Genomic DNA, 24,291 nt, shown 5'->3' on the forward strand with positions numbered 1-24,291 from the left:
TTAGACGGTATGAGTGGATTATTTCCGAATTGTCCATTCATTAACCCAAAACAGGCCTCCCTTAGTGATAAGCCAGGGTAAGTCTGGTCGGGGCAAAATTTGAATTGATTAAGATGTGCACAAAAAAGGAGGAGAAATATAATGTCCGTTGAACGTTTTCATATTCACATAGCAGAGGAAGTCCTTGATGATTTAAAGAGAAGATTACACCACATCCGCTGGCCGGATCAATTGGAAAACCAGGCTGGGATCGAGGTACTGATTTAACTTATTTAAAATCCCTTGTTTCGTATTGGCGGGAAAAATATGATTGGCGTGAACATGAATCTCAGTTAAACCGTTTTTCGCAGTTTCGCTGCAACATCAATGGAATCGATGTGTACTTTGTTCATGAATGCGGCAAAGGTCATTACCTGCTTTTGCGTTCTCTAGCTCTCCTGACCATCCTGGTGTCAACAATTATCAGGTTTCCGAGATGTGGGCTAAATTAATGACAAATTACTGGTGAAATCATCGGTGGTTCTCTTCAGTTAAATGCAACTGAGATCATTGATTCGAAGTGGATAGCACCTACGGATCTGTTAATTCCAGATTTACTGGAGCTACGCGATAAAGAAGTAATTAAACAGATTACAGAAAATTTGATCTCTCAAAAGGAATACTCATTAGCCTTATTCAATAGATATATGGAGAATATGGTTTAAGCTAACGGGAAACGATAGCACACGACATTTCGGCAACCGGACAAACCGAGTTAAGGAGGCGCTTGTATTGTTAGAAATTGAGAAGGTAAAAGAAAGACTTAGCCAATTAGACGAGTCTGAAGCAAGAAGCCTGCTGTTGATCATATACGGAAGGCTCGATACTGCTATAAATGGAACTGGTGGGGATGAAGTCGTTAAGGAAACCGTGATGGATATATTTGATATTTTCAAAAGGTTACCTAGCAAGCAATTACCGAAAAGTAATTGAACTAACGGGAAACGATAGCTCAATAAAACCAAGAAAGCATTGACCAACGTGATTAACTGCTGTTTTCAACTAACGGACTGACAATAGGGATCGTCGCAGAAATGCTGACGATCCTTTTTTGTATGTTTATAGGAATGGTTCTAAATTAGTCTATTTCACATTCCCAAATGTGCATAGATAATTTTTTGGAACGTTTCATTATTAATGATCCCTTTTTTGGAACTGAAAGGGGGATGCATCAAAAGCATTTTTTGGATGCAGTAGATCTGGTCAAAGATTCACGGTATCTTTAATGAGGAAAAACAAATTCGAAAACTTTATTAATTGGTGAAATTTTCATATAGTAATTAGCAAACTTAAATGATATATTATATATCCGGCCCTAAGATAGGCTGTGATATAATAGCTAGATGGAAATAAAAATTCAAAGGATCACCTATGAGGTATTATTTACCAGTAGCGTGAATCGCCGAAGTGTGATATATTATTAGTCCGGGTGTTGATATGGCCGGAAATGATTGATCTTTGAAAACTGAACAACGAGTGAGTAGGGATTTTGTTTACAAAATCCAACGCTGAAATTTTGATACATGCCATCAGGCTGTATGAAATGGAAGCAAACAAGAGATATTTTATCTCGTCAGTTTCAAAATGAGCTTATCGCTCTTTCTATAAACCAGCTTCGGTTGGTCTTTAATGGAGAGTTTGATCCTGGCTCAGGACGAACGCTGGCGGCGTGCCTAATACATGCAAGTCGAGCGGGGTTACTTAGAAGCTTGCTTCTAAGTAACCTAGCGGCGGACGGGTGAGTAACACGTAGGCAACCTGCCCACAAGACAGGGATAACTACCGGAAACGGTAGCTAATACCCGATACATCCTTTACCTGCATGGGCGAAGGAGGAAAGACGGAGCAATCTGTCACTTGTGGATGGGCCTGCGGCGCATTAGCTAGTTGGTGGGGTAAAGGCCTACCAAGGCGACGATGCGTAGCCGACCTGAGAGGGTGATCGGCCACACTGGGACTGAGACACGGCCCAGACTCCTACGGGAGGCAGCAGTAGGGAATCTTCCGCAATGGGCGAAAGCCTGACGGAGCAACGCCGCGTGAGTGATGAAGGTTTTCGGATCGTAAAGCTCTGTTGCCAGGGAAGAACGTCTTGTAGAGTAACTGCTACAAGAGTGACGGTACCTGAGAAGAAAGCCCCGGCTAACTACGTGCCAGCAGCCGCGGTAATACGTAGGGGGCAAGCGTTGTCCGGAATTATTGGGCGTAAAGCGCGCGCAGGCGGCTCTTTAAGTCTGGTGTTTAATCCCGAGGCTCAACTTCGGGTCGCACTGGAAACTGGGGAGCTTGAGTGCAGAAGAGGAGAGTGGAATTCCACGTGTAGCGGTGAAATGCGTAGAGATGTGGAGGAACACCAGTGGCGAAGGCGACTCTCTGGGCTGTAACTGACGCTGAGGCGCGAAAGCGTGGGGAGCAAACAGGATTAGATACCCTGGTAGTCCACGCCGTAAACGATGAATGCTAGGTGTTAGGGGTTTCGATACCCTTGGTGCCGAAGTTAACACATTAAGCATTCCGCCTGGGGAGTACGGTCGCAAGACTGAAACTCAAAGGAATTGACGGGGACCCGCACAAGCAGTGGAGTATGTGGTTTAATTCGAAGCAACGCGAAGAACCTTACCAGGTCTTGACATCCCTCTGACCGGTCTAGAGATAGGCCTTTCCTTCGGGACAGAGGAGACAGGTGGTGCATGGTTGTCGTCAGCTCGTGTCGTGAGATGTTGGGTTAAGTCCCGCAACGAGCGCAACCCTTATGCTTAGTTGCCAGCAGGTCAAGCTGGGCACTCTAAGCAGACTGCCGGTGACAAACCGGAGGAAGGTGGGGATGACGTCAAATCATCATGCCCCTTATGACCTGGGCTACACACGTACTACAATGGCCGGTACAACGGGAAGCGAAATCGCGAGGTGGAGCCAATCCTAGAAAAGCCGGTCTCAGTTCGGATTGTAGGCTGCAACTCGCCTACATGAAGTCGGAATTGCTAGTAATCGCGGATCAGCATGCCGCGGTGAATACGTTCCCGGGTCTTGTACACACCGCCCGTCACACCACGAGAGTTTACAACACCCGAAGTCGGTGGGGTAACCCGCAAGGGAGCCAGCCGCCGAAGGTGGGGTAGATGATTGGGGTGAAGTCGTAACAAGGTAGCCGTATCGGAAGGTGCGGCTGGATCACCTCCTTTCTATGGAGAATCGTTTCCTGCAATGGAAACATTCAAATCAGCAGGTACATGTACCTGCGAACGGATATTCAATTCGGTTCATCACGTTGGTGTGAATGAAATGAATATCCTGAACTTACTCACTCGTTGCTCAGTTTTGAGAGTTCAAACTCTCAAAAAGGCATATTGATTTCCAAAATATACTTGTATTCAAGTGTTGAGGAATTTGATAAGATGTTTTTCCGGGGTTAAAGCCGGAAAGAATAGTGCACCTTGAAAACTGGATACCGAAACGAAATTGCGTTTTAGAATATTCCTTTAAGCTGATCTTGTGTAAACAAGTGAAATAAAGGTAGCAGGTAAGGAAAGATCTTTTGCCTTTGGCAAAAATCATTCTTTATCGAACATCGACATTTTCTTTCTTTGAAAGAAAAGTCTAGGTTAAGCTACAAAGAGCACACGGAGGATGCCTAGGCGCCAGGAGCCGACGAAGGACGTGGCGAACAACGATAAAGCCTCGGGGAGCTGTAAGCAAGCTTTGATCCGGGGATGTCCGAATGGGGAAACCCGGCTGTCTTCATCGACAGTCACTACTCACTGAATTCATAGGTGAGTGAGAGGCAGACCAGGGGAACTGAAACATCTAAGTACCCTGAGGAAGAGAAAACAATAGTGATTCCGTCAGTAGCGGCGAGCGAACGCGGATTAGCCCAAACCAAGGAGCTTGCTCCTTGGGGTTGTGGGACGTCTCACATGGAGTTACAAAGGAACCGGTTAGATGAAGAGGTCTGGAAAGGCCCGCCAGAGAAGGTAAAAGCCCTGTAGTTCAAAACTTGTTCTCTCCGAGACGGATCCCGAGTAGTGCGGGGCACGTGAAACCCCGTATGAATCCGGCAGGACCATCTGCCAAGGCTAAATACTCCCTGGCGACCGATAGTGAAGCAGTACCGTGAGGGAAAGGTGAAAAGCACCCCGGAAGGGGAGTGAAATAGATCCTGAAACCGTGTGCTTACAAGAAGTCAGAGCCCGATCTATGGGTGATGGCGTGCCTTTTGTAGAATGAACCGGCGAGTTACGTTCCCGTGCAAGGTTAAGGTGAAGAGCTGAAGCCGCAGCGAAAGCGAGTCTGAATAGGGCGAATGAGTACGTGGACGTAGACCCGAAACCGGGTGATCTACCCCTGTCCAGGGTGAAGGTGCGGTAACACGCACTGGAGGCCCGAACCCACGCATGTTGAAAAATGCGGGGATGAGGTGGGGGTAGCGGAGAAATTCCAATCGAACCCGGAGATAGCTGGTTCTCCCCGAAATAGCTTTAGGGCTAGCCTCGGAAAGAAGAATCGTGGAGGTAGAGCACTGATTGGGTGCGGGGCCCGCAAGGGTTACCAAGCTCAGTCAAACTCCGAATGCCATAGATTTAGTTCCGGGAGTCAGACAGTGAGTGCTAAGATCCATTGTCGAAAGGGAAACAGCCCAGACCATCAGCTAAGGTCCCCAAGTGTGTGTTAAGTGGGAAAGGATGTGGAGTTGCACAGACAACCAGGATGTTGGCTTAGAAGCAGCCACCATTGAAAGAGTGCGTAATAGCTCACTGGTCGAGTGACTCTGCGCCGAAAATGTAACGGGGCTAAACACACCACCGAAGCTATGGCTTGATGCTTTGCATCAGGGGTAGGGGAGCGTTGAATGCGGGTTGAAGGTGTACCGTAAGGAGCGCTGGACTGCATTCAAGTGAGAATGCCGGTATGAGTAACGAAAAGATCTGTGAGAATCAGATCCGCCGAAAGCCTAAGGGTTCCTGAGGAAGGTTCGTCCGCTCAGGGTAAGTCGGGACCTAAGGCGAGGCCGATAGGCGTAGTCGAAGGACAACAGGTCGAAATTCCTGTACCACCGTAATCCGTTATGAGCAATGGGGTGACGCAGTAGGGTAGTGACGCGGACTGATGGATGTCCGTCTAAGCAGTGAGGCTGGTGTGTAGGCAAATCCGCACATCGTTAAGGCTGGGCTGTGATGGGGAGCGAAAATTACAGTAGCGAAGGTCATGATCTCAGACTGCCAAGAAAAGCCTCTAGCCAGGAGAAGGTGCCCGTACCGCAAACCGACACAGGTAGGCGAGAAGAGAATTCTAAGGCGCGCGGAAGAACTCTCGTTAAGGAACTCGGCAAAATGACCCCGTAACTTCGGGAGAAGGGGTGCCTCGGTAGGGTGAATAGCCCGAGGGGGCCGCAGTGAAAAGGCCCAAGCGACTGTTTAGCAAAAACACAGGTCTGTGCGAAGCCGCAAGGCGAAGTATACGGGCTGACGCCTGCCCGGTGCTGGAAGGTTAAGGGGAGTGGTAAGCCTTCGGGCGAAGCTATGAACCGAAGCCCCAGTAAACGGCGGCCGTAACTATAACGGTCCTAAGGTAGCGAAATTCCTTGTCAGGTAAATTCTGACCCGCACGAATGGCGTAACGACTTGGGCGCTGTCTCAACGAGAGATCCGGTGAAATTTTAATACCTGTGAAGATGCAGGTTACCCGCGACAAGACGGAAAGACCCCATGGAGCTTTACTGCAGCTTGATATTGAATTTGGGTACGATCTGTACAGGATAGGTGGGAGCCGTTGAGCCTTGAGCGCCAGCTTGAGGGGAGGCATCCTTGGGATACCACCCTGATCGTATCTAGGTTCTAACTTGGTACCGTGAACCGGTGCGAGGACAGTGTCAGGTGGGCAGTTTGACTGGGGCGGTCGCCTCCTAAAGAGTAACGGAGGCGCCCCAAGGTTCCCTCAGAATGGTTGGAAATCATTCGAAGAGTGCAAAGGCAGAAGGGAGCTTGACTGCGAGACCTACAAGTCGAGCAGGGACGAAAGTCGGGCTTAGTGATCCGGTGGTACCGCATGGAAGGGCCATCGCTCAACGGATAAAAGCTACCCTGGGGATAACAGGCTTATCTCCCCCAAGAGTCCACATCGACGGGGAGGTTTGGCACCTCGATGTCGGCTCATCGCATCCTGGGGCTGAAGTAGGTCCCAAGGGTTGGGCTGTTCGCCCATTAAAGCGGTACGCGAGCTGGGTTCAGAACGTCGTGAGACAGTTCGGTCCCTATCTGTCGTGGGCGTAGGAAATTTGAGAGGAGCTGTCCTTAGTACGAGAGGACCGGGATGGACGTACCGCTGGTGTACCAGTTGTTCCGCCAGGAGCACCGCTGGGTAGCTATGTACGGAAGGGATAAGCGCTGAAAGCATCTAAGCGTGAAGCCCCCCTCAAGATGAGATTTCCCAATTCGTAAGACCCCTTGAAGACGACGAGGTAGATAGGTTGGGGGTGGAAGTGCAGTAATGCATGGAGCTGACCAATACTAATCGGTCGAGGGCTTATCCTAAGATAAAACGCAAATGAGTTTCGGATCCAGTTTTCAGGGTGTAACCTTGAAGGTATGTAGAAATACATACGAAATACGCATTGAAATTCATTCACACAGCTGTGATGAACCGAGTTTCAATACGGAAGAATTTGCGTAGCAAATTCATGTTTGGTGGCGATAGCGGAGGGGTTCCACACGTACCCATCCCGAACACGACCGTTAAGCCCTCCAGCGCCGATGGTACTTGGACCGCAGGGTCCTGGGAGAGTAGGACGTCGCCAAGCAATCCCTTAATGGGGATTTTTTTTCGCCTATCAGGCTATTGATTATACATACAAAATTGAATTTTTAGATGGGGCTATAGCTCAGCTGGGAGAGCACCTGCCTGTCACGCAGGAGACCGCGGGTTCGAATCCCATCGGTTGCCATTTAACTTAATATGCCGGTGTAGCTCAACTGGTAGAGCAACTGACTTGTAATCAGTAGGTTGGGGGTTCAAGTCCTCTCGCCGGCACCACACATGGAGAATTAGCGAAGTGGTCAAACGTAGCAGACTGTAAATCTGTTCTCTCACGAGTTCGCTGGTTCGAATCCTATATCTCCAGCCATTTATGAGCCATTAGCTCAGTTGGTAGAGCACCTGACTTTTAATCAGGGTGTCGAAGGTTCGAGTCCTTCATGGCTCACCATTGTATTACATGCGCGTGTGGCGGAATTGGCAGACGCACTAGACTTAGGATCTAGCGTCATTGACGTGGGGGTTCAAGTCCCTCCACGCGCATCTTGTTTTTGCGGACGTGGCTCAGCGGTAGAGCATCGCCTTGCCAAGGCGAGGGTCGCGGGTTCGATTCCCGTCGTCCGCTCCATTTATTAGTCCCCTTAGCTCAGCTGGATAGAGCGTTTGACTACGAATCAAAAGGTCGGGAGTTCGAATCTCTCAGGGGACGCCATTAACTTTATAAGCCGGTGTGGCGGAATTGGCAGACGCGCGCGACTCAAAATCGTGAGGGAAACCGTGGAGGTTCGAGTCCTCTCACCGGCATCTATTTCGGGATATAGCTCAGCTTGGTAGAGTACCCGCTTTATATAAAAAAGGAGAGATAGCTTATTTTTATGCCATCTCTTCTTTTTTTACTTTTGAACTATCCCTATCGACATGATAACTAGTAGAAACCCCTCAAGGAAATCTCCTTCGTTCCGTTGCGTTATTAACATACACAGGCAACTTCCAGAATTCTCATTTTCTTATCTCTTCCATAATACTTAAGTTTCAGCTCGCAGTTCAGTCCTTGAAAGCAATATCAGCATGCAGACAGAAAATCTCATCAGAAATTGCCCCACATCCTGCACCCCGCAACCTAACTCTGGTATCGGCTAACCCACGAATTTTTCCTTCTAAGCAACGATTTCGATTTGAATTACAGATAGGAGATTACAGGGGGGGGAAAACGCCGATGACCTTAAGCAGGTGATCGGCGTTTTCATATTAGCGTTTCGGCATTTTGCTCTCATCCATGTACAGCAGGTTCCAGCGGTGACCGTCCAGGTCGGCAAATCCTGCGCCGTACATCCAGCCGTCAATTTCACTCGGCTTGCCAAAGATGTTTCCTCCGGCAAGCTCTACTTTTTGAGTGAAGGCATCTACTTCTTCTCTGCTTTCAGCGCTAATGGAGAATATCACCTCTGCGGTATGGGAAGTATCTGCGGTTTTTGAACCCGTAAATTTCTCAAACGCCGCATCCGGGAATAGCAGAATCGTTGTTTGGCCTATGGTAAGTTTGGCTCTCTCGTTACCAACGCTCACCGCATGGAATCCAATCTCATTGTAAAAGGCAGTTGACCTCTCAACATCTTTGACCGGCAGGTTAATCCAGATCTCCTGTGACATGGCTGTAGCCTCCTGGAATATATTTTCAACTACTTCTACTATACTCTACTACTGGCAGTAGAAGCGAATCTTATAAAAGAAGCCGCAAGGTATGATATTTCTGTCATGCATTCTGCGGTTTCCTTAGTAAACTTATTTACTTGTCTGCTCCAGCATTGTCTCCGTCAAGGTATCGACCTAGCCAAGAATGGATTTCGTATCAAAGTAGAAGTGCTTTTTGTATTCCTGCCTATGGAGAAGCACTCTCAGCACATAACATATAATTACTGAAATTGAATTTTTTTGACTAAAGTAGAATTAAAACATTGAACTAACGGGAAACGATAGCTTAATAAATACATTGATGCAAACGAAAAAGAGGAGTAGATTTCCTTAGGGCATCTACTCCATACTTCTAAACCCACTTCACATCCTTATTATACACCGGATGACAAAGCGATCGTTATCCCTGGATTTTCTCCATTAATTCCTATTCCAATGAAGAAATCTGGGGATAACGGCGATCGGAAGAACAATCTGCACGCGTAGCGCTCGCTACTCACTGTCGTAACTCACCCCACAATTAGGTTGAAATCCTATATAAATCGGTTGAAAATGTTGATTTTACCAATGGACAAGGATTTGTACAATAGAGTTGTAGCGCTTACATTTCCAAGGAGGTTGCGGCGAAATGAATAGACTTCAAGTAATTGACAAACAAATCAGGACCCCGAGATCCAAAAGGAGGCCGTGTTGATGAAACTTAAGGGAATATTGGCGGCATTTTTGTTTTTAACCACAGCGTCTGTGTTGTTTGGGACGCATACGGCAGAGGCTCATGAACTATCCAATGACAAGCTGACGATTCAGACAGGCGAGCATGGAGAAATTTCATCCATACGTATCAAAGGAGATGCTTTCCCGACCGAGTATGTGATGAACGCAACGGTTACACCTGAGCAGAACACCGCAGATCATCAGTGGCTAGGGGAGCTAATGTTCACGTACCGATTGGATGGAGGTAGCTGGACCAAGGCATGGACGAATAAGTCGGCAGACGCACGTAAGATCACAACCAGTGGTAACCGTGTCACTGTCACGTACGAGAATTCTACTAATGCAGAAGGCATACGCAATTTTAAAGTCATTGAAACGTATTCGGCAGAGTCGAATGGTTCGGTGTTGTGGAATATACAGGTACAAAATACAAGTGGAAAAAAATTGGAGATTGGCGATTTCGGTTTGCCTCTGCCTTTTAATGAGCAGTGGACTAACGGTGATGCGATCTACGAAACTAGAGTGGTGACGCATTCCTTTGTCGGCAATAACAGCTCCTATATCACAGCTGGGCGTCCCAGCGGCATTGGTTCTTCCCTGCTACTGATTCCTGATTCCACAACAGGTGCGGGCTTTGAATATCAGGATCACTGGCGGGATGAGGAGCATCCGGGCAGCAAATGGGCCTGGAATCCGGCCAACGAAGGTAAATGGCTGGAAGGACTCAATGTATTTTATATTCATTCCAATGTGATTAAGTCCACCAATCGGGGGTATTTGCCCAATACAAGCCTGATCCTGAATCCCGGTCAAAGCAAAAACTATGGCTTCAAGTTTCTGGCAGTGAAGGACGAGCATGATGTAAAAGATACGTTGTACCAAGAAAACTTGGTGGATACAACAGTCGTACCGGGTATGATCGTGCCTACGAATCAAAAAGCGAAGGTGGACCTGCGCTCCAAGCAGGCGATCAGCAAAGTAACCTATCCAGACGGAACCGTTATTCCGCAGACGGATAGCAAGGCTGGAGGACACCACATTTATGAATTGAAATTTACTAAATTGGGTCCGAATTTCATAACGGTAGAATACGGCAATGGCAGCAAAACGGTTTTACAATTTTATGCCATCGAGCCGATTGATCAGGCGCTGCAACGGCATGCTACATTTATGGTCGACAAAACCCAATGGAATGTGCCGGGTGATCTGCGCGATAAGGTGTTTGACGATTGGATGATGCATACCAAATCCAAACGCAACATTTTCAACGGCTATTGGGGCTGGGGAGACGATTGGGGTCTGACCCATGGACAGTTCCTGGCTGAGAAAAACACACTGTCTCCAGTCGCCAAAGAAGTACGGGCCGTAGACGATTATTTGGAGACGGCGATCTGGACGAATCTAATGAACGGACATCATGAGGACTATTTAATTCATGATTTCCTGATGCCGGAGCCTAACGATACACCAACCTATCGAGGGTATGCGTATCCGCACGTATACAACACGTATTTCAGCATGTACAAGATTGCCAAGGAATACCCAGATCTTGTCACTTACAAGCATCCAAAGGAAACCTATTTGCTGCGGGCGTATAACATTTTCAAAGCATTGTATGAAGGGCCAGTCGCGTACAACTGGGAAACAGGTTTGATGGGCGAACTGACCACACCGGATATTATTCAGGCACTTCATGATGAAGGCTATGATGATGAAGCGAATGATCTCAAGGAAAAAATGGATCGTAAATATAACAATTTTAAAAATACAAAGTATCCTTACGGTTCTGAATATAGCTATGACAATACAGGCGAAGAGGCTGTATATACGTTAGCCAAACAGAATATAGATACAGAGGGCGAGCAAAGTAAAGCCCTGGAAATGATGGGTAAAATCAATGCCAAAACCCGTGCGGCACGCGGTCATATGCCTGTATGGTACTACTACACCGATCCGGTGACGATTACCGGGGAGAACTGGTTTAACTTCCAGTACACGACTTCGCTTGCTGGATATGCGATGGATGACTGGATTCGTCATCATGAGGACAATCACCGTGAGGAACAACAACGGCTGTCCTATGCAGCTAAAATTGCCAATGTCGGAGCGATTAACTCCGGGCAAATCAGCTCGGACCCTGAAAACATCGGGGCGGTCGCATGGACGTATCAAGCGGAAAAAGGCAATAACGGCACGAACGGCACTGGCGGCGGTAAAAATGTTCCGCTCTTTAACGGCTGGCGCGGCATGAGCGGTGAGGCTGATCTCGGATTGTTCGGTGCACTTAAAACCTTAAGCGCGGATATCGCGGTTGATCCGATTTTTGGATTGACGGGCTACGGTGCAGAGGTGAGCAAAAGTGGCAACGTGTATACGATCAAGCCGCTGGACGGTTTGTTCAAGCGAATCAATCTGATCACGGAAAAGATGTATATCGAGCTGGAAAAGGATCAGTATACAGAAGCCAAGCTGGCAACTTCCAAGGATTATGTATGGCTTCAACTGAAAAATCAAACGCCGGGCCAAGCTCATTCCACGTACGTTACATTTGACGGTTTGAAAAAAGGAACGTATATGGTTAAAGTAGGCGGTCAATCACAAGGGAAGTTTAATGCGTATGCGCCTTCCAACAAGCTTAAATTGGAGATGGGTACAGCATCCTCCTACACGGTAGAGCTGACACCAACCACACCTGATCCGAACAAAGCACCTGTCGTGGATGCCGGCAAAGATTCGAAGGTAAAGCTGCCGGATCAGATTATTCTGAAAGGTACGGCTACGGACGATGGGCTTCCGCAAGGAAAGGTGACGAGCGAGTGGAGTCTGGTCGAAGGACCACAGGACGCGAAGGTCACATTCAGCGGCAAAACATCGCTTCGCACGAAGGTGGACGTTTCCGAGCCGGGAACGTATGTGTTCAAGCTGACAGCCAGCGATTCTCAGTTGTCAGCGGAGGCTAAAGTAACGGTGGTAGCTGAACCGGCGGCTCCGTTACTTGAACAGCTTGCAGTTTACAAGTTTGATGAAACCAGCGGTTCTGTAGTTGCGGATTCATCGGACAGTGGCAATGATGCTGCTGTGAAGGGAACGGCTGCATGGGCTGCGGGTAAAACAGGCAATGCTGTCAGCCTGAATGGCAAGGACAGCTATGTACAGCTTCCAGCGGGTATTGTCAGTCGGACACAGCAATTGACCGTATCCGGCTGGGTCAAAGCGAACAGCCTGAGCGATTATGTACGGATTTTTGACTTCGGCTCCGGGACGAATGAATATATGTTCCTGACGCCTAAAGCAGGAAATAATATGCTGTTTGCCATTACCAATCAAGGCAACGGGCAGGGACAGGAGCAAACGATTGAAGGTCCTGTACTGCCGACCGGCGTATGGAAGCATGTTACGGTCACACTTTCAGGTTCCACAGGTATTTTGTACGTGGATGGGAAAGAAGTGGGACGCAATACCAACTTGACCCTGAATCCTACCAGTCTGGGACAGACCAAAAATAATTTTATCGGCAAATCTCAGTACCCTGATCCTTATTTCAATGGTCTGGTAGATGAGTTCCGCATCTACAGCCGTGCCTTGAATGCAAACGAGGTGGCAGGTTTGGCTTCCGGTACAGCACAGAGCCTAACGGGAGCCGAGAAAATCACGGCTTTGAAAGAAGTAAACGTGACGACTCGTGCGGGTGAAAAACCCGAACTGCCAAGCGTAGTAGAAGCTACGTATGGAGAAGGCTCTACTAAATGGGTGGCTGTGGAATGGGAGGATATAGACCCTGCACAATATGTTGCTCCAGGTTCGTTTGAATTGAAGGGCAAAGTAGAAGGGACAGAGTTAAAGGTAATTGCGAAGGTAACCGTGATTGAGGCAGGGGCTGCGGTTCCATCGGTAACCCCGGTTAGCCCGGAGAATTCAGTAACCCCGCCAACTACGACATCCCCGGTAACATTTGCCTTACCGCATCGGCCTGTCAGCTCCGCGAAATCAGCGGGGGTATCCTGAATGGGCGGCAACAACGCATAGTCATGACTAATCTTTCCCATCGTCACTTTCCTCCTGAAAAGGGGAGAGTGGCGGTGGGTATCCTTGCATTTGAGGTGCAAAACCGCGAACAAAAAGGTGAATGGGGGACAAAGTATGAGCAAGATTACATTTCTGGGTGCAGGCAGTACGGTATTTGCTAAAAATGTGCTTGGCGATTGTATGTTGACGCCTGCTTTGCAGGGCTTTGAACTGGCGTTGTTCGATATTGACCCCGTAAGGCTGAAAGATTCAGAGAATATTTTATCCAATTTGAAAAAAACAACAGGGAGCACCTGTGTGATTCGCTCCTACACTGACCGCAAAGAAGCACTGCGTGGGGCGACCTATGTGGTAAACGCCATCCAGGTAGGCGGTTATGATCCATGTACAATTACGGATTTTGAAATTCCTAAAAAATACGGCCTGCGCCAAACGATTGCCGATACGGTCGGCATTGGCGGTATTTTCCGCAATTTACGCACGATTCCGGTGATGCTCGATTTTGCGGCAGATGTGCGCGAGGTGTGCCCGGATGCATGGTTTCTCAACTACACGAATCCGATGGCAGTACTAACGAATGTGATGAACGTTTATGGAGGTGTCCGTACGGTAGGGCTGTGTCATAGCGTGCAGGCGTGTATACCGGAGCTGTTTAAAAGCCTCGGGCTGGAGCAGGAAGGGGTAAAGGCAAAAATCGCAGGCATCAATCATATGGCGTGGCTGCTCGAAGTAAGCAAGGACGGTGTGGATTTGTATCCTGAGATTAAAAAACGGGCTACCGCCAAGCAGCAGGAAAAGCATCACGATATGGTGCGCTTTGAAATGATGCTAAAATTCGGCTATTACATTACGGAATCGTCCGAGCATAATGCGGAATATCATCCGTATTTTATCAAACGGGCGTACCCTGAGCTGATTGAGCGCTTCAATATTCCTTTGGATGAATACCCTCGCCGTTGTGTGAGCCAGATTGCACGATGGGAAACGATGCGTGAGGAGCTTTTGGGCAATCAGGATCTGCGTCATGAACGATCGAACGAGTATGCCTCTTATATATTTGAGGCGATCGAAACGAATAAGCCTTTTGCCATTGGTGGCAATGTGATGAACACAGGCTTAATTACCAATCTGCCGAAGGAAGCCTGTGTGGAGGTACCCTGTCTGGTGAATCGTAATGGGGTTACGCCAACCTTTGTCGGGGATTTGCCACCCCAATGCGCTGCGCTGAACCGGACGAATATTAATACCCAACTGTTAACGATTGAAGCTGCAATCACCGGGAAAAAGGAGCACATTTATCACGCCGCTATGCTGGACCCGCACACGTCCGCAGAGCTATCTATGGATGATATCGTTTCTCTGTGCGATGACCTCATTGCAGCGCACGGGACATGGCTTCCGGCCTATGTGTAAGGGAGGCAGGTGAATGGGAGGCCGTGGTCGTCAAAAGTTCGCCGGGATTCCTACGATTCGTGGGAAATTTATTGTACTGACGCTAGTACTCACCGTCATCCCGATGGTGGTACTGACCTTTACCTTTTACCGGATCGCGGCCCATTCCCTTGGTGAGAAGTCGGAAGCGCTGGCTATGCAGTCCCGGCAAATGAGTGAAAATTACGTCAATGCGACGCTCTCCGATTTGAATGATCTGACCAATGCTATTCTCAGCAATCCTGATGTGCAGTCCACGCTGGAGACCAAGCCGGAAGATGATTATGAATATTTACGGAACGATGAAACACTCAGTATGGTTGTCCGTACGCAAACCCAGACCAAGCCGTATATCACGTCCTCTCTCATATATGCCGCCAATGGCGGGCTCAAGCATTCTCTCTATCAGGGGAATGTTTCGGTCCGTTTTGGCGGCCTTCCTACATTAGAGGAAGCACGTGTGTACTATCGCCGCCTGCTGGCCGAGCGGCCCATGATGTGGATGGCTCATTCGCCGTTTGAATCAGGACGCGGGATGGCGAGGGATCGCATCTATGTGGGGAAACTGCTTCGAAAAACGACTGGAGATTATGCACCCCTCGGATTTTTGCTACTGGAAATCGACAAGGCCAGTCTGTTTCGGGGGCTTGCTTTTCATGAAACAGATGGCAATACCCAGATGTGGGTGCTGGATCAGGAGGGCGAGCCTGTATACCGTTTGCCGGAGCAGGGTGTTGCGGATCAAGCGCTATTGCGGCAGATTGCCAAATCGGCTGTGGATAGGCCTGTGCTTACGAAGGACTGGAGAACATGGAATGGCCGCCAGACGATGATCTCTTACGGCCCGTTAAATGAAGGACAATGGACGCTGCTGCAAAAAGTTGATCAGTCTGTGCTGTTCGAGGATGCGCGGAAAATTGGTGCCTGGACCATCTGGACTTTTTTGATTGCACTGATGCTGGGCTGGATGCTGTCTTATCGGCTGAGTGACACGATTCGTCGCCCCCTGCTTCAATTGAGCCGATTAATGGCGGTCGATGGGAGTGTGAGTGCTACAGGCTCAGCCCAAGCTTTCGAAGCTCCTACTTCCGTTGTTTTTAATCCTAAGGATGAGGTAGGGCAGATCGGGGAGCGTTTTCTTCATATGATGCAAAAAAATCATGAACTGTACGATCAGGTCTACGAAGCGTTGCTGTCGCGTAAGCAGGCTGAGTTCCGCGCGCTTCAGGCGCAGATTAATCCGCATTTTTTGTACAACACGCTGGAGTCACTGAAGGGAATGGCATTGGCGAATGGGCAACGGGATATGGCAGAGGTAATCGGTGCCTTCGGTAAATGTTTTCGCATTTCGCTAAGTTATGGCCGAGAGCAAATCAGTTTGGGACAGGAAGTCGAGCATGTAAGCGCCTATGTGAAGGTGCAGCAGTTCAGGTTTAGGAATTCGTTTGAGTGGATTTGCGAGGTCGAGGAGGATATTTGCGGATTTTATGTACCCAAACTAATCCTCCAGCCACTCGTCGAAAATGCCATTTACCACGGCTTAAAAGGGCGCACCGACCGTGGCTATATCATGTTATCGGGTACAAGGGAAGGGAATATGCTGCGTTTGACGGTCAGTGATGATGGGGGCGGTATTGGAGCCGAACGTCTGGACGATATCCGGAAGTCGCTGGATGCGGAACGGGGGAGTGCGATTGGCTTTGGGCTGCGCAATGTGCATGAACGTCTTCGGCATTATGGTCCGCAATATGGACTGTCCGTGACAAGCGAGCCGGGTCAGTACACCTCGGTTACCTTACTGGCACCCATTCGAACCGAATAAGAAAGGGGAGGATGGCATGTACCGGCTGCTGATTGTGGACGACGAATATCATATTCGGGAAGGACTGAAGCTGATGGTGGCGGAAAGTGGCCTGTCAGTGGAAGTCAGTGATGTGGCGGGGGACGGTGCAACGGCATTACGTTTGTATACGGAGCAGCGACCGGACATGGTTTTACTGGATATTAATTTACCGGATATGAGTGGGCTGGACGTAGCAAAGACCATTCGGGAAAAGGATCAGCAGACCCCGTTATTATTCCTGACAGGGTACGAATCTATGACGTATATTCGTCAGGCAGTCTCGCTTCAAGCGGTCGATTATTTGCTCAAGCCGGTGACCAGCGAGGATTTCGAAGCGGCATTGAGCCGGGCTGAGGATCGCATTGCGCAATGGCGAAGAAGCGAGGAGGAAGCGATTCACCGCCATCGTTCATTGGAGCCATTGTACAGGGAGCATCTACTGCTGGATTTGCTCCAGCAACGGCGTCCTGCAGCCGAGGTCATTCGGGAGATGGACGGGCTGAGATTTTTCGGCGGGACGAGTGGGCCGCCTTATACTGTGCTGTGTTGCGAGCTGGAGGAGGCGTCGCAGCAGGAAGCAACCGCAACTAGCAAGTCACACGGTTCCATGCATAAAAGCAGCCATGTATTCGCCGGACTGGCTGGGGAGGCTGCGGCAGCAACCGGAGCGAAGGCGCACAGTACAGCGGTTTCCCGCGATCGGCGTGTTGTGCTGCTGGCGACGGCATCTTGCAGGGCGGCGGAGCGGACGGCACAGCAGATTCGGCAGACCGTGCAGGAACAATTGAGCCAGGGCGTGTCCATCGGGATTAGCCGTCCCGTACAACGGATGGAGCAACTTCCCGAAGCGTATGAGGAAGCTGTGCAAGCGGCGGAGCATCGGGGTTGGGTGGGCTATAGCCAGATCATCCCCTATGAGAGCATTCAGGCGGCCGAGCTGAACAGCAGTCAATTACTGGAGAAGGAACTGCTGATGATTACGGAAATTCGAGCCGGTAATGATGCTGCCGTACATGCAATTTTACAGGAATGGTCAGGACAGTTGGCAGGGTTGCCATTCAAGCAGGTGAAAATGATTGTCACTCAGCTCGTGTTGTTCGTCATGCGGATCGTTCAGAGTGATGAATCTGTAGGACAAACGTCCATGCAGGATCAGGACCCGTTGTTGGAGCTGTCCCGATTACGACATGGGCCCGAGATGGTTGATTATGTATCGCGCTATTTTGTTCGGGTGGGTCGACATGTCCGAGAATCACGCGAGAAGGGCATTCCACGCAAATTTCAACGAGCCAAGGAATGGATTCGGGAGCACCTTCAGGAGGATGGCGGGCTGAACCGTCTGGCAGAGTACATGAATATGAGCCCAAAATATTTGAGTGCCCGTTTCAAGCAGGTTACAGGTGAAAGCTTCGCCGACTACCAGACGCGTGTTCGCTTTGAGCGAGCCCGAGAACTGCTGCTGGACCCGAATCGTAAGGTGGCGGAGGTAGCGGAACTTGTGGGATTCACAGATACGAACTATTTTAGCATTGCCTTTAAAAAGCATACCGGACTGACCCCGACAGAGTTTCGTAAAACATTTTTGTAAACGCGCTGTTAAAAAAATCATACCAAAACAAAGAGAGTCTGGAGTCGTTGGGTGGTCGGCTCTGGACTCTCGGCGCATAATAGGCTTGTAAGGAGAAACCAGTTCAGGAAGGGGCCGGTTGATTTGCTGAAACGAAGGTTACGGACATGGATGGCTCTCGTGATGACGGTGATGTTGACAGGGCTGACGGCTTGCAGTGGTAGCACTGGCGAACCGGCTAATCCCAATGCGGTCGAACTCAAGTTCATGTACTGGGGAAGCAATGACGAGAAACAGGCGATGGAAAAAATGATTCAAAGCTTTAATGCATCCCACCCGAACATCCGGGTGAAGGGCGAGCATGTTCCTGGTGACTACACGACGAAAATTAACACGTTAATGGCTGCCAATCAGCTTCCTGATATCGCCTACCTGGGCGATTCCCTCACGATGAAATGGGCAAGTGAAGGCAGACTCCTGGATTTATCCTCTTATTATGATGAATATCCCGAATTAAAAAACAAGCTCAAATCCTCCTATCTTTACAGCGAACCCGGCAAGTCTATCGGCAATTACACTGCATTGGAAGTGATGCAGTTATTTTACAACAAGGAGTTGTTTACAGAAGCAGGGGTACCCGTCCCTCCGGCTGATCCTGAAAAAGCGTGGACATGGGATGAATTTCTGGAAATTGCCAAAAAGCTGACCAAGGATCAGAACGGCAAGCATCCGGGAGACAGCGGATTTGATCCGAAAAATATTGTGCAATACGGCTTTGCCTTCGGCAATGACCGTAGCTCCTGGGGGCCGCTCTTAGCGAGCAACGGCGGAGGTTTGACTGACAAAACAGGCAAGAAGTACACCCTGAACAGTCCTGAGTCGGTGGAGGTGTTTCAGAAGCTGCAGGATCTGGTGTTCAAGGAGCATGTTTCTCCTGATTTGATCCAGCAGCAGGACATGCCGTCCAATACGATTCGGCTTCAGACAAGAAAGGTCGCCATGGTGGTGGATGGAACATGGTCCCTGCTCGATTTTTCGAACAACAAGCAGCTGCAATGGAGTATCGGCGTTCTGCCGAAGCTAAAAGAGCCCAAAACGATGATTGTTGCGGGAGCCACGGTCATTTTCCAGAGCACCAAGCACCCGAAGGAAGCACTCGAATTTTATTTGTATCATAACAATCCCGAAAAGGTGGGTCTGTTCAAGTCCGGTCTATGGATGCCTATCGAGGAAAAGTATTATACCGATGAGCAGGCCATCCAGTCATGGACAAATAATGCCGCACATCCACCGGAATTTCAAAAGGCCGGCATTGAGTATGCCAGAGATTATGCAATCAAGCCGTCAACTTCGACCCTTCGCAACTGGCCTGATATCGGTTCCAAGCTGACTCCGGGGCTGGATCTGATCTGGACGAACAAGAAGACGCCGCAGCAGGCGCTGGATGAACTGGAGCCCATCATTCAGCCATTGCTTCAAGGGGTATACCCGGATGAATAATGCGGCGGGACAGCTGCGAAAGGAGAACAGCCCATGAAGCGATCAAAATCAGGAATGATGCGCATGGAGCGAAACTGGGGTCTGCTATTCGCGCTTCCTGCCATCCTCGGATTAATGATATTTACAATTGGACCAATCGCGGCCTCGTTCGTATTCAGCTTAACCGATTGGACGATTGGTGGACAGATGACCTTTATCGGATTGGACAATTACCGAACCATTTTGACTGAGGATGCTACCTTTTCCCAATCCATGTTCGTGACCACTTATTATGCACTGGGCAGCGTACCTCTCGGCTTGGCGGCGGCTTTTATCATTGCGCTGTTATTAAATCAAAAGGTGAAGGGTTTGTCGGTGTTCCGCACGATTTATTATTTACCTACCATTGTACCGAGTATTGCCAATACGATGCTGTGGCTATGGATGTTCAATCCGGATTTTGGTCTGTTAAATTCGCTGCTGGAGGGCGTTGGACTGCCGGGGAGCAAATGGATTTATGACGAGAACACTGCAATACCCTCGCTGATCATGATGAGCACTTGGGGGATCGGGAACACGGTCATTATCTTTTTGGCCGGACTTCAGTCGGTTCCCACCCATCTGTATGAAGCAGCTGAGGTAGACGGCGGCAATAGGTGGCATAAATTTTTTCACATTACCATTCCTTCGATGACACCAACCATTTTCTTCAATCTGGTCATGTCTTTAATCAGCACCTTTCAGGCCTTCAATCAGGCGTATGTTATGACCAATGGGGGACCTAACAATTCAACCCTGTTCTATGTGTTCTACTTGTGGCGTACGGCCTTTACGGAGACTAAAATCGGCTACGCCTCAGCGCTGGCCTGGATCTTATTTTTCGTCATCATGGTTTTAACGGTTCTGATTTTCTCCACATCCAAAAAGTGGGTTCACTATGAAGGAGGGGAACGTTCATGAATCAGGTCACTTCTTCTGTCAATTCTTCAGAAACACCACAACATCCGCTTCCACAGCCTGAACGCTCCCGAAGTCCTGCTACCGCCACCCGTTCCAAACCATTCCCAATCAGCCGTGTTGTACTGTATATCGTTTTAATTATAGGCAGTGCGTTAATGCTGTTGCCATTTGCATGGCTCATTCGCAGTTCTCTGATGGGGACATCCCAAATTTTCGTGTTCCCGCCAGAGTGGATACCCTCCCCTTTTCAATGGAGCAATTACCCGGAGGCGCTGACTTCAGTACCGTTCGGCAGGTATTTTATGAATACGTTCATCATTGAGGTATGTGTGCTGGCAGGAGTGATGTTGACCTCAATTGTGTCGGCGTTTACCTTTGCCCGCCTGCGCTGGCCTGGACGTAATCTGATTTTTTCTCTGCTGATCGGGTCGATGATGTTGCCTTACGCGGTGACGCTCATTCCCACTTTCGTGATGTGGCGTGAGCTGGGCGGGCTGAATACATTTTTGCCACTGATTGTTCCTGCATGGTTTGGTGGAGGGGCGTTTAACATCTTCTTGATGCGACAATTCATGCTGACGATCCCGCGCGATCTAGACGAAGCGGCTTATATGGACGGAGGTACGCCTCTGACTGTACTCTGGCGTGTCATTATTCCTTTATCTTCGCCTGCATTGATCGTGATCGGAATATTTACATTTATTGATGTGTGGAACGATTTTTTGGGCCCGATTATTTACTTAAGTGACGAAAAGCATTTTACGCTCGCGCTGGGGCTAGCGACTTTCCGGGGATTGAACAATACCAACTGGCCTTACCTGATGGCGGCTTCCAGCACGATTTTGGCTCCGATCGTCGTGATATTTTTTATAGGGCAGCGTTATTTTATTGAAGGCATCACATTGACAGGGATTAAAGGCTAAAGGAAGTTAGGACGCGCTGGTGTGCTTGAAAAAGAGACGGAGGAGTGGGCGCAGGACTTACGGGAAAGCGGCAGCGAGAAGAGCATACATGTGTTCAAAAGCAAGTGAAGAGTGTGTTCTAAGGCATATGCCTTGAAAAGAGATGGGAAATAAGGAGGCGTACGAGTGAAAGTGGAAGACAGTCAGAAGACAAAACCGTTACAGGGTGTTCCTGGCAGACTGGCCCGGTTACGCTCGAAATTCACGGCTCTAGGGATAGATGCACTGCTTATTACACATGGGCCCAATCGAAGATATATGACCGGATTTACAGGCTCTGCGGGAATTGTGCTTGTTACGCAAGAAGAGGCTTTTTTAGTGACGGATTTCCGCTATATGATGCAGGCAACAGATCAGGCAGTGGAATATTCAGTGATTCGGCATGAGGCGCAAATCTTCCACACTCTGGCCGATCTCACAAGTAAATTGGGTGTCCACAGACTGGGTTTGGAGAGCAGGCATGTCTCACTTCAACAGTCGGGACAGCTTCAAGCCGCGCTGGGCTCGTTGGAGTACGTGCAAACGGAGGATGTAATTGAACGGCTGCGCGATGTGAAAGACGAAGAAGAGATTCGGACCATAAGTGAGGCAACGCGTATTACCGATGCTGCCTTTACGGAGGTGCTGAATTATATTCAGCCTGGGGTCACAGAGCGGCGGATTGCGGCGGAACTGGAATATCAGCTTCGGCTCGCAGGCGCGGAATCAGGCGGTTTTGCGTTCATTGTCGCTTCGGGTGAGCGCTCGGCATTGCCGCACGGACTGGCCAGTGACAAGGAAATTGGTCAGAACGAGTTTGTCACAATGGATTTTGGCGCAAATGTGCGTGGCTATCTATCCGATATCACGCGTACCGTATTCGTAGGCCAGCCCTCAGAACGACATGAGAAATTGTATGCCATTGTGCTGGAAGCAAATATGAAGACGATTGCAGGACTACGCCCCGGCTTAAGCGGTCGGGAGGGAGACAGTCTGGGGCGGAATGTGATTGCCTCCTATGGCTATGGAGAGCAGTTTGGTCACGGGCTGGGCCACGGTTTTGGTCTCGAGATTCATGAGCAGGTACGGCTGTCCCGCGAAAGTAAGTCAGTGCTCGTACCAGGTCATGTCCTTACCGTGGAACCAGGCATTTATATTCCAGGCTTCGGCGGGGTTCGGATTGAGGACGATGTGCTGATCACGGATGACGGTGTCAAGGTACTGACCTCTTCGCCCAAGGAACTGCTTTTATTATAAAACGCAGTGGCGCTATAGGTAACTATCCATAGTTTGAAAATCACCCCAAAAAACGAGATGGAGGGATCGAATGAACACGCATAAAAGACACGCCAAAATATGGCTGACTGCGCTGACGGCTTCTCTCATTGTGGCTTTGACACCAGCTATTCCGGGTCAACAGGCTTATGCCGAGGCAAAATCGGGTGTAAAAGTCGTCGACATTTTTAGCCGGACGGTGAACGATTATGGTATAGAACTGGTTGATTGGCAAGGATATCTGGCGAACCCGTATGTAAAGCTAAAAGTGAAGCCGCCAGTGGATGCTGCTTTTCCGGTGACGGTTACGCTGAATGCGCGAGGCACGTCCCGGCTGATGATGGATCTGCCAAGTACGTTGTCGGCACAAGGAGCAAGCAAAACGTTGACTTTTGCCAATGCACAGGAGGAAAAAGATTTTCGGCTAGCCGTCCATCCTGACCGGATTGGAGGAAACGGTGAAATAGAGAATTATACGCTGTCTATGTCTGTTGCTGGAAATGATGGTCACACGACCGCTCAGTCCATTCCGATTCGCGTGTTGGATCAGGACGATAATGAAGAGCCCACAATCCCCCTCCATTTTGACTACAGATTCGATACGATCAAGCCTTATTTCAATGATGCGGCTACCAAAAAAGCCGCAGAGCTGGCGGTAAAGGACTGGTTCTATTTCTTTGATCTGGCTCCTTTCGATGAGGTTCCTGCCAACGCGGAGGTAAACCATCTGCCAGGAGACGACTGGCAAAATGAAATACAGGTGACAAATGATAAGCCCTATAAAGGCATGTGGGTGTTTATGAGAGGGCTGAACGGACCCTATTCTACAGGCTTTCCAGCCACGAACGGCAATTATCATACGCGTAACGGTGTGACCGTCCCGGGGAACCTGAACCGTTCCTATAGTTTGATTCTGGATTTCTATGATGATGCGATTCCATTCACATCGGTGGACGATGAAGAATGGTATCAATCCGATCTGTCCAAGGTGACGGATGTGCATGGGCTGATCATGCATGAATTCGGTCATGCGATTGTGTTCAGCGACACATTCCCGGGTGTCAAAGCGCTGAAGGAGGCGGCAGGCAATGACCCTGATATTATGGCTTATCAGCACAGACCGGCCGCGCTGGACGACAGCTATCATCTCTCCGGGGATATTGCAGAGGTCGACAGATTGAGTGGACAAAATGGAGGCTGGCGCCATCTGTTCCCGACCCGGCGCTGGATGAACACGAAGCTTTCGCTGCTGGTAGCAGAAAAAGCAGGCTGGCCGCTGCGTAAGGACCTGACTCCTTTCCTCGCGCCAGAAATCATGACGAAGGAATTGCCAGCACCTGTCAAAGGCAAAGCGTACACGGCTAAGCTGGAGGCCAAGGGAGGGGTTCCGTTTTACGATTGGACGGTGATAGGCGGTCAACTGCCCGCAGGGTTCACACTGGACCGCTTTACAGGAACGATTAGCGGAACAGTAGGCAGCGGAGCAGGCAACAAGACGTATACGTTCACCGTACAGCTGCGGGATTATGATGAGCTGAGAAAGCCTGTGACACAAAGCTTTACGCTCAAGCTGTAAA

General features: G+C 49.3%; 13 protein-coding genes, 8 tRNA genes and 3 rRNA genes. 23 read left to right on the forward strand and 1 reads right to left on the reverse strand.

Annotated elements, in window-relative coordinates; all coding sequences use genetic code 11:
- Window positions 1-141 precede the first annotated feature (141 nt).
- The 14 genes from NSQ68_RS04945 to NSQ68_RS05010 all read left to right on the forward strand — a co-directional run bounded on the left by NSQ68_RS04945 (window position 142) and on the right by NSQ68_RS05010 (window position 7,590).
- Complete coding sequence (locus NSQ68_RS04945; protein ID WP_342428164.1) at window positions 142-267, forward strand: epoxide hydrolase N-terminal domain-containing protein; 126 nt, start codon at window positions 142-144, stop codon at window positions 265-267.
- Window positions 231-491, forward strand: a complete 261-nt coding sequence (locus NSQ68_RS04950; RefSeq protein ID WP_342429072.1) for an epoxide hydrolase N-terminal domain-containing protein — start codon at window positions 231-233, stop codon at window positions 489-491. Before NSQ68_RS04945 ends, NSQ68_RS04950 begins: the two co-directional genes overlap by 37 nt.
- A 280-nt stretch (window positions 492-771) precedes the next feature.
- Window positions 772-972 (forward strand): hypothetical protein, encoded by a 201-nt coding sequence (locus NSQ68_RS04955; protein WP_342428165.1) that lies wholly within the window; start codon window positions 772-774, stop codon window positions 970-972.
- Window positions 973-1,665: 693 nt separating this feature from the next.
- Window positions 1,666-3,221, forward strand: a 16S ribosomal RNA gene (locus tag NSQ68_RS04960).
- A 418-nt stretch (window positions 3,222-3,639) separates the two neighbouring features.
- Window positions 3,640-6,566 (forward strand): 23S ribosomal RNA (locus NSQ68_RS04965).
- Between the two features lie 149 nt (window positions 6,567-6,715).
- Window positions 6,716-6,832 (forward strand): 5S ribosomal RNA (gene rrf, locus NSQ68_RS04970).
- Together the 16S, 23S and 5S rRNA genes with 8 tRNA genes alongside form the textbook arrangement of a ribosomal RNA operon.
- 70 nt (window positions 6,833-6,902) lie before the next feature.
- Window positions 6,903-6,976 (forward strand) — tRNA-Asp (locus NSQ68_RS04975).
- A gap of 13 nt (window positions 6,977-6,989) precedes the next feature.
- A tRNA-Thr gene (locus tag NSQ68_RS04980) sits at window positions 6,990-7,065 on the forward strand.
- 4 nt (window positions 7,066-7,069) lie between these two features.
- Window positions 7,070-7,156 (forward strand) — tRNA-Tyr (locus tag NSQ68_RS04985).
- 5 nt (window positions 7,157-7,161) lie between these two features.
- Window positions 7,162-7,237: transfer RNA gene (locus NSQ68_RS04990), tRNA-Lys, on the forward strand.
- An 11-nt stretch (window positions 7,238-7,248) separates the two neighbouring features.
- A tRNA-Leu gene (locus NSQ68_RS04995) sits at window positions 7,249-7,329 on the forward strand.
- Window positions 7,330-7,339: 10 nt separating this feature from the next.
- A tRNA-Gly gene (locus NSQ68_RS05000) sits at window positions 7,340-7,414 on the forward strand.
- A gap of 7 nt (window positions 7,415-7,421) precedes the next feature.
- A tRNA-Arg gene (locus NSQ68_RS05005) sits at window positions 7,422-7,498 on the forward strand.
- A 12-nt stretch (window positions 7,499-7,510) separates the two neighbouring features.
- Window positions 7,511-7,590 (forward strand) — tRNA-Leu (locus tag NSQ68_RS05010).
- 444 nt (window positions 7,591-8,034) lie between these two features.
- Here NSQ68_RS05010 and NSQ68_RS05015 read toward each other — a convergent pair.
- The gene (locus NSQ68_RS05015; RefSeq protein WP_342428166.1) at window positions 8,035-8,436 is read right to left on the reverse strand and encodes a VOC family protein; all 402 of its coding nucleotides are present in this window, start codon (window positions 8,434-8,436) and stop codon (window positions 8,035-8,037) included.
- Between the two features lie 735 nt (window positions 8,437-9,171).
- Between NSQ68_RS05015 and NSQ68_RS05020 the strand changes: the two genes are divergently transcribed.
- The 9 genes from NSQ68_RS05020 to NSQ68_RS05060 all read left to right on the forward strand — a co-directional run bounded on the left by NSQ68_RS05020 (window position 9,172) and on the right by NSQ68_RS05060 (window position 24,290).
- Window positions 9,172-13,197 carry a DUF5695 domain-containing protein gene (locus NSQ68_RS05020; RefSeq protein WP_342428167.1) on the forward strand — a complete coding sequence of 1,342 codons (4,026 nt, stop codon included), beginning with the start codon at window positions 9,172-9,174 and terminating at the stop codon, window positions 13,195-13,197.
- A 135-nt stretch (window positions 13,198-13,332) separates the two neighbouring features.
- The gene (locus NSQ68_RS05025; protein WP_342428168.1) at window positions 13,333-14,631 is read left to right on the forward strand and encodes an alpha-glucosidase/alpha-galactosidase; all 1,299 of its coding nucleotides are present in this window, start codon (window positions 13,333-13,335) and stop codon (window positions 14,629-14,631) included.
- 13 nt (window positions 14,632-14,644) lie between these two features.
- Window positions 14,645-16,471: a sensor histidine kinase gene (locus NSQ68_RS05030; RefSeq protein ID WP_342428169.1), complete on the forward strand. Its 1,827-nt coding sequence runs from the start codon at window positions 14,645-14,647 to the stop codon at window positions 16,469-16,471.
- A 16-nt stretch (window positions 16,472-16,487) separates the two neighbouring features.
- On the forward strand, window positions 16,488-18,080 hold the full coding sequence (locus tag NSQ68_RS05035) for a response regulator (RefSeq protein ID WP_342428170.1): 1,593 nt from the start codon (window positions 16,488-16,490) through the stop codon (window positions 18,078-18,080).
- Between the two features lie 123 nt (window positions 18,081-18,203).
- Window positions 18,204-19,559 carry a sugar ABC transporter substrate-binding protein gene (locus NSQ68_RS05040; protein ID WP_342428171.1) on the forward strand — a complete coding sequence of 452 codons (1,356 nt, stop codon included), beginning with the start codon at window positions 18,204-18,206 and terminating at the stop codon, window positions 19,557-19,559.
- A gap of 33 nt (window positions 19,560-19,592) precedes the next feature.
- Window positions 19,593-20,498 carry a sugar ABC transporter permease gene (locus NSQ68_RS05045; RefSeq protein ID WP_342428172.1) on the forward strand — a complete coding sequence of 302 codons (906 nt, stop codon included), beginning with the start codon at window positions 19,593-19,595 and terminating at the stop codon, window positions 20,496-20,498.
- A complete protein-coding gene (locus NSQ68_RS05050) occupies window positions 20,495-21,421 on the forward strand; it encodes a carbohydrate ABC transporter permease (RefSeq protein ID WP_342428173.1) in 927 nt (308 codons plus the stop codon). The genes NSQ68_RS05045 and NSQ68_RS05050 overlap by 4 nt, the downstream gene beginning before the upstream one ends.
- Window positions 21,422-21,640: 219 nt before the next feature.
- Window positions 21,641-22,696: a Xaa-Pro peptidase family protein gene (locus tag NSQ68_RS05055; RefSeq protein WP_342429073.1), complete on the forward strand. Its 1,056-nt coding sequence runs from the start codon at window positions 21,641-21,643 to the stop codon at window positions 22,694-22,696.
- A gap of 70 nt (window positions 22,697-22,766) precedes the next feature.
- A complete protein-coding gene (locus tag NSQ68_RS05060; protein ID WP_342428174.1) occupies window positions 22,767-24,290 on the forward strand; it encodes an Ig domain-containing protein in 1,524 nt (507 codons plus the stop codon).
- Window position 24,291: the final 1 nt, after the last annotated feature.

Origin of the sequence: Paenibacillus sp. FSL L8-0158, assembly GCF_038592965.1 — a bacterium.
Lineage (GTDB): Bacteria > Bacillota > Bacilli > Paenibacillales > Paenibacillaceae > Paenibacillus > Paenibacillus polymyxa_D.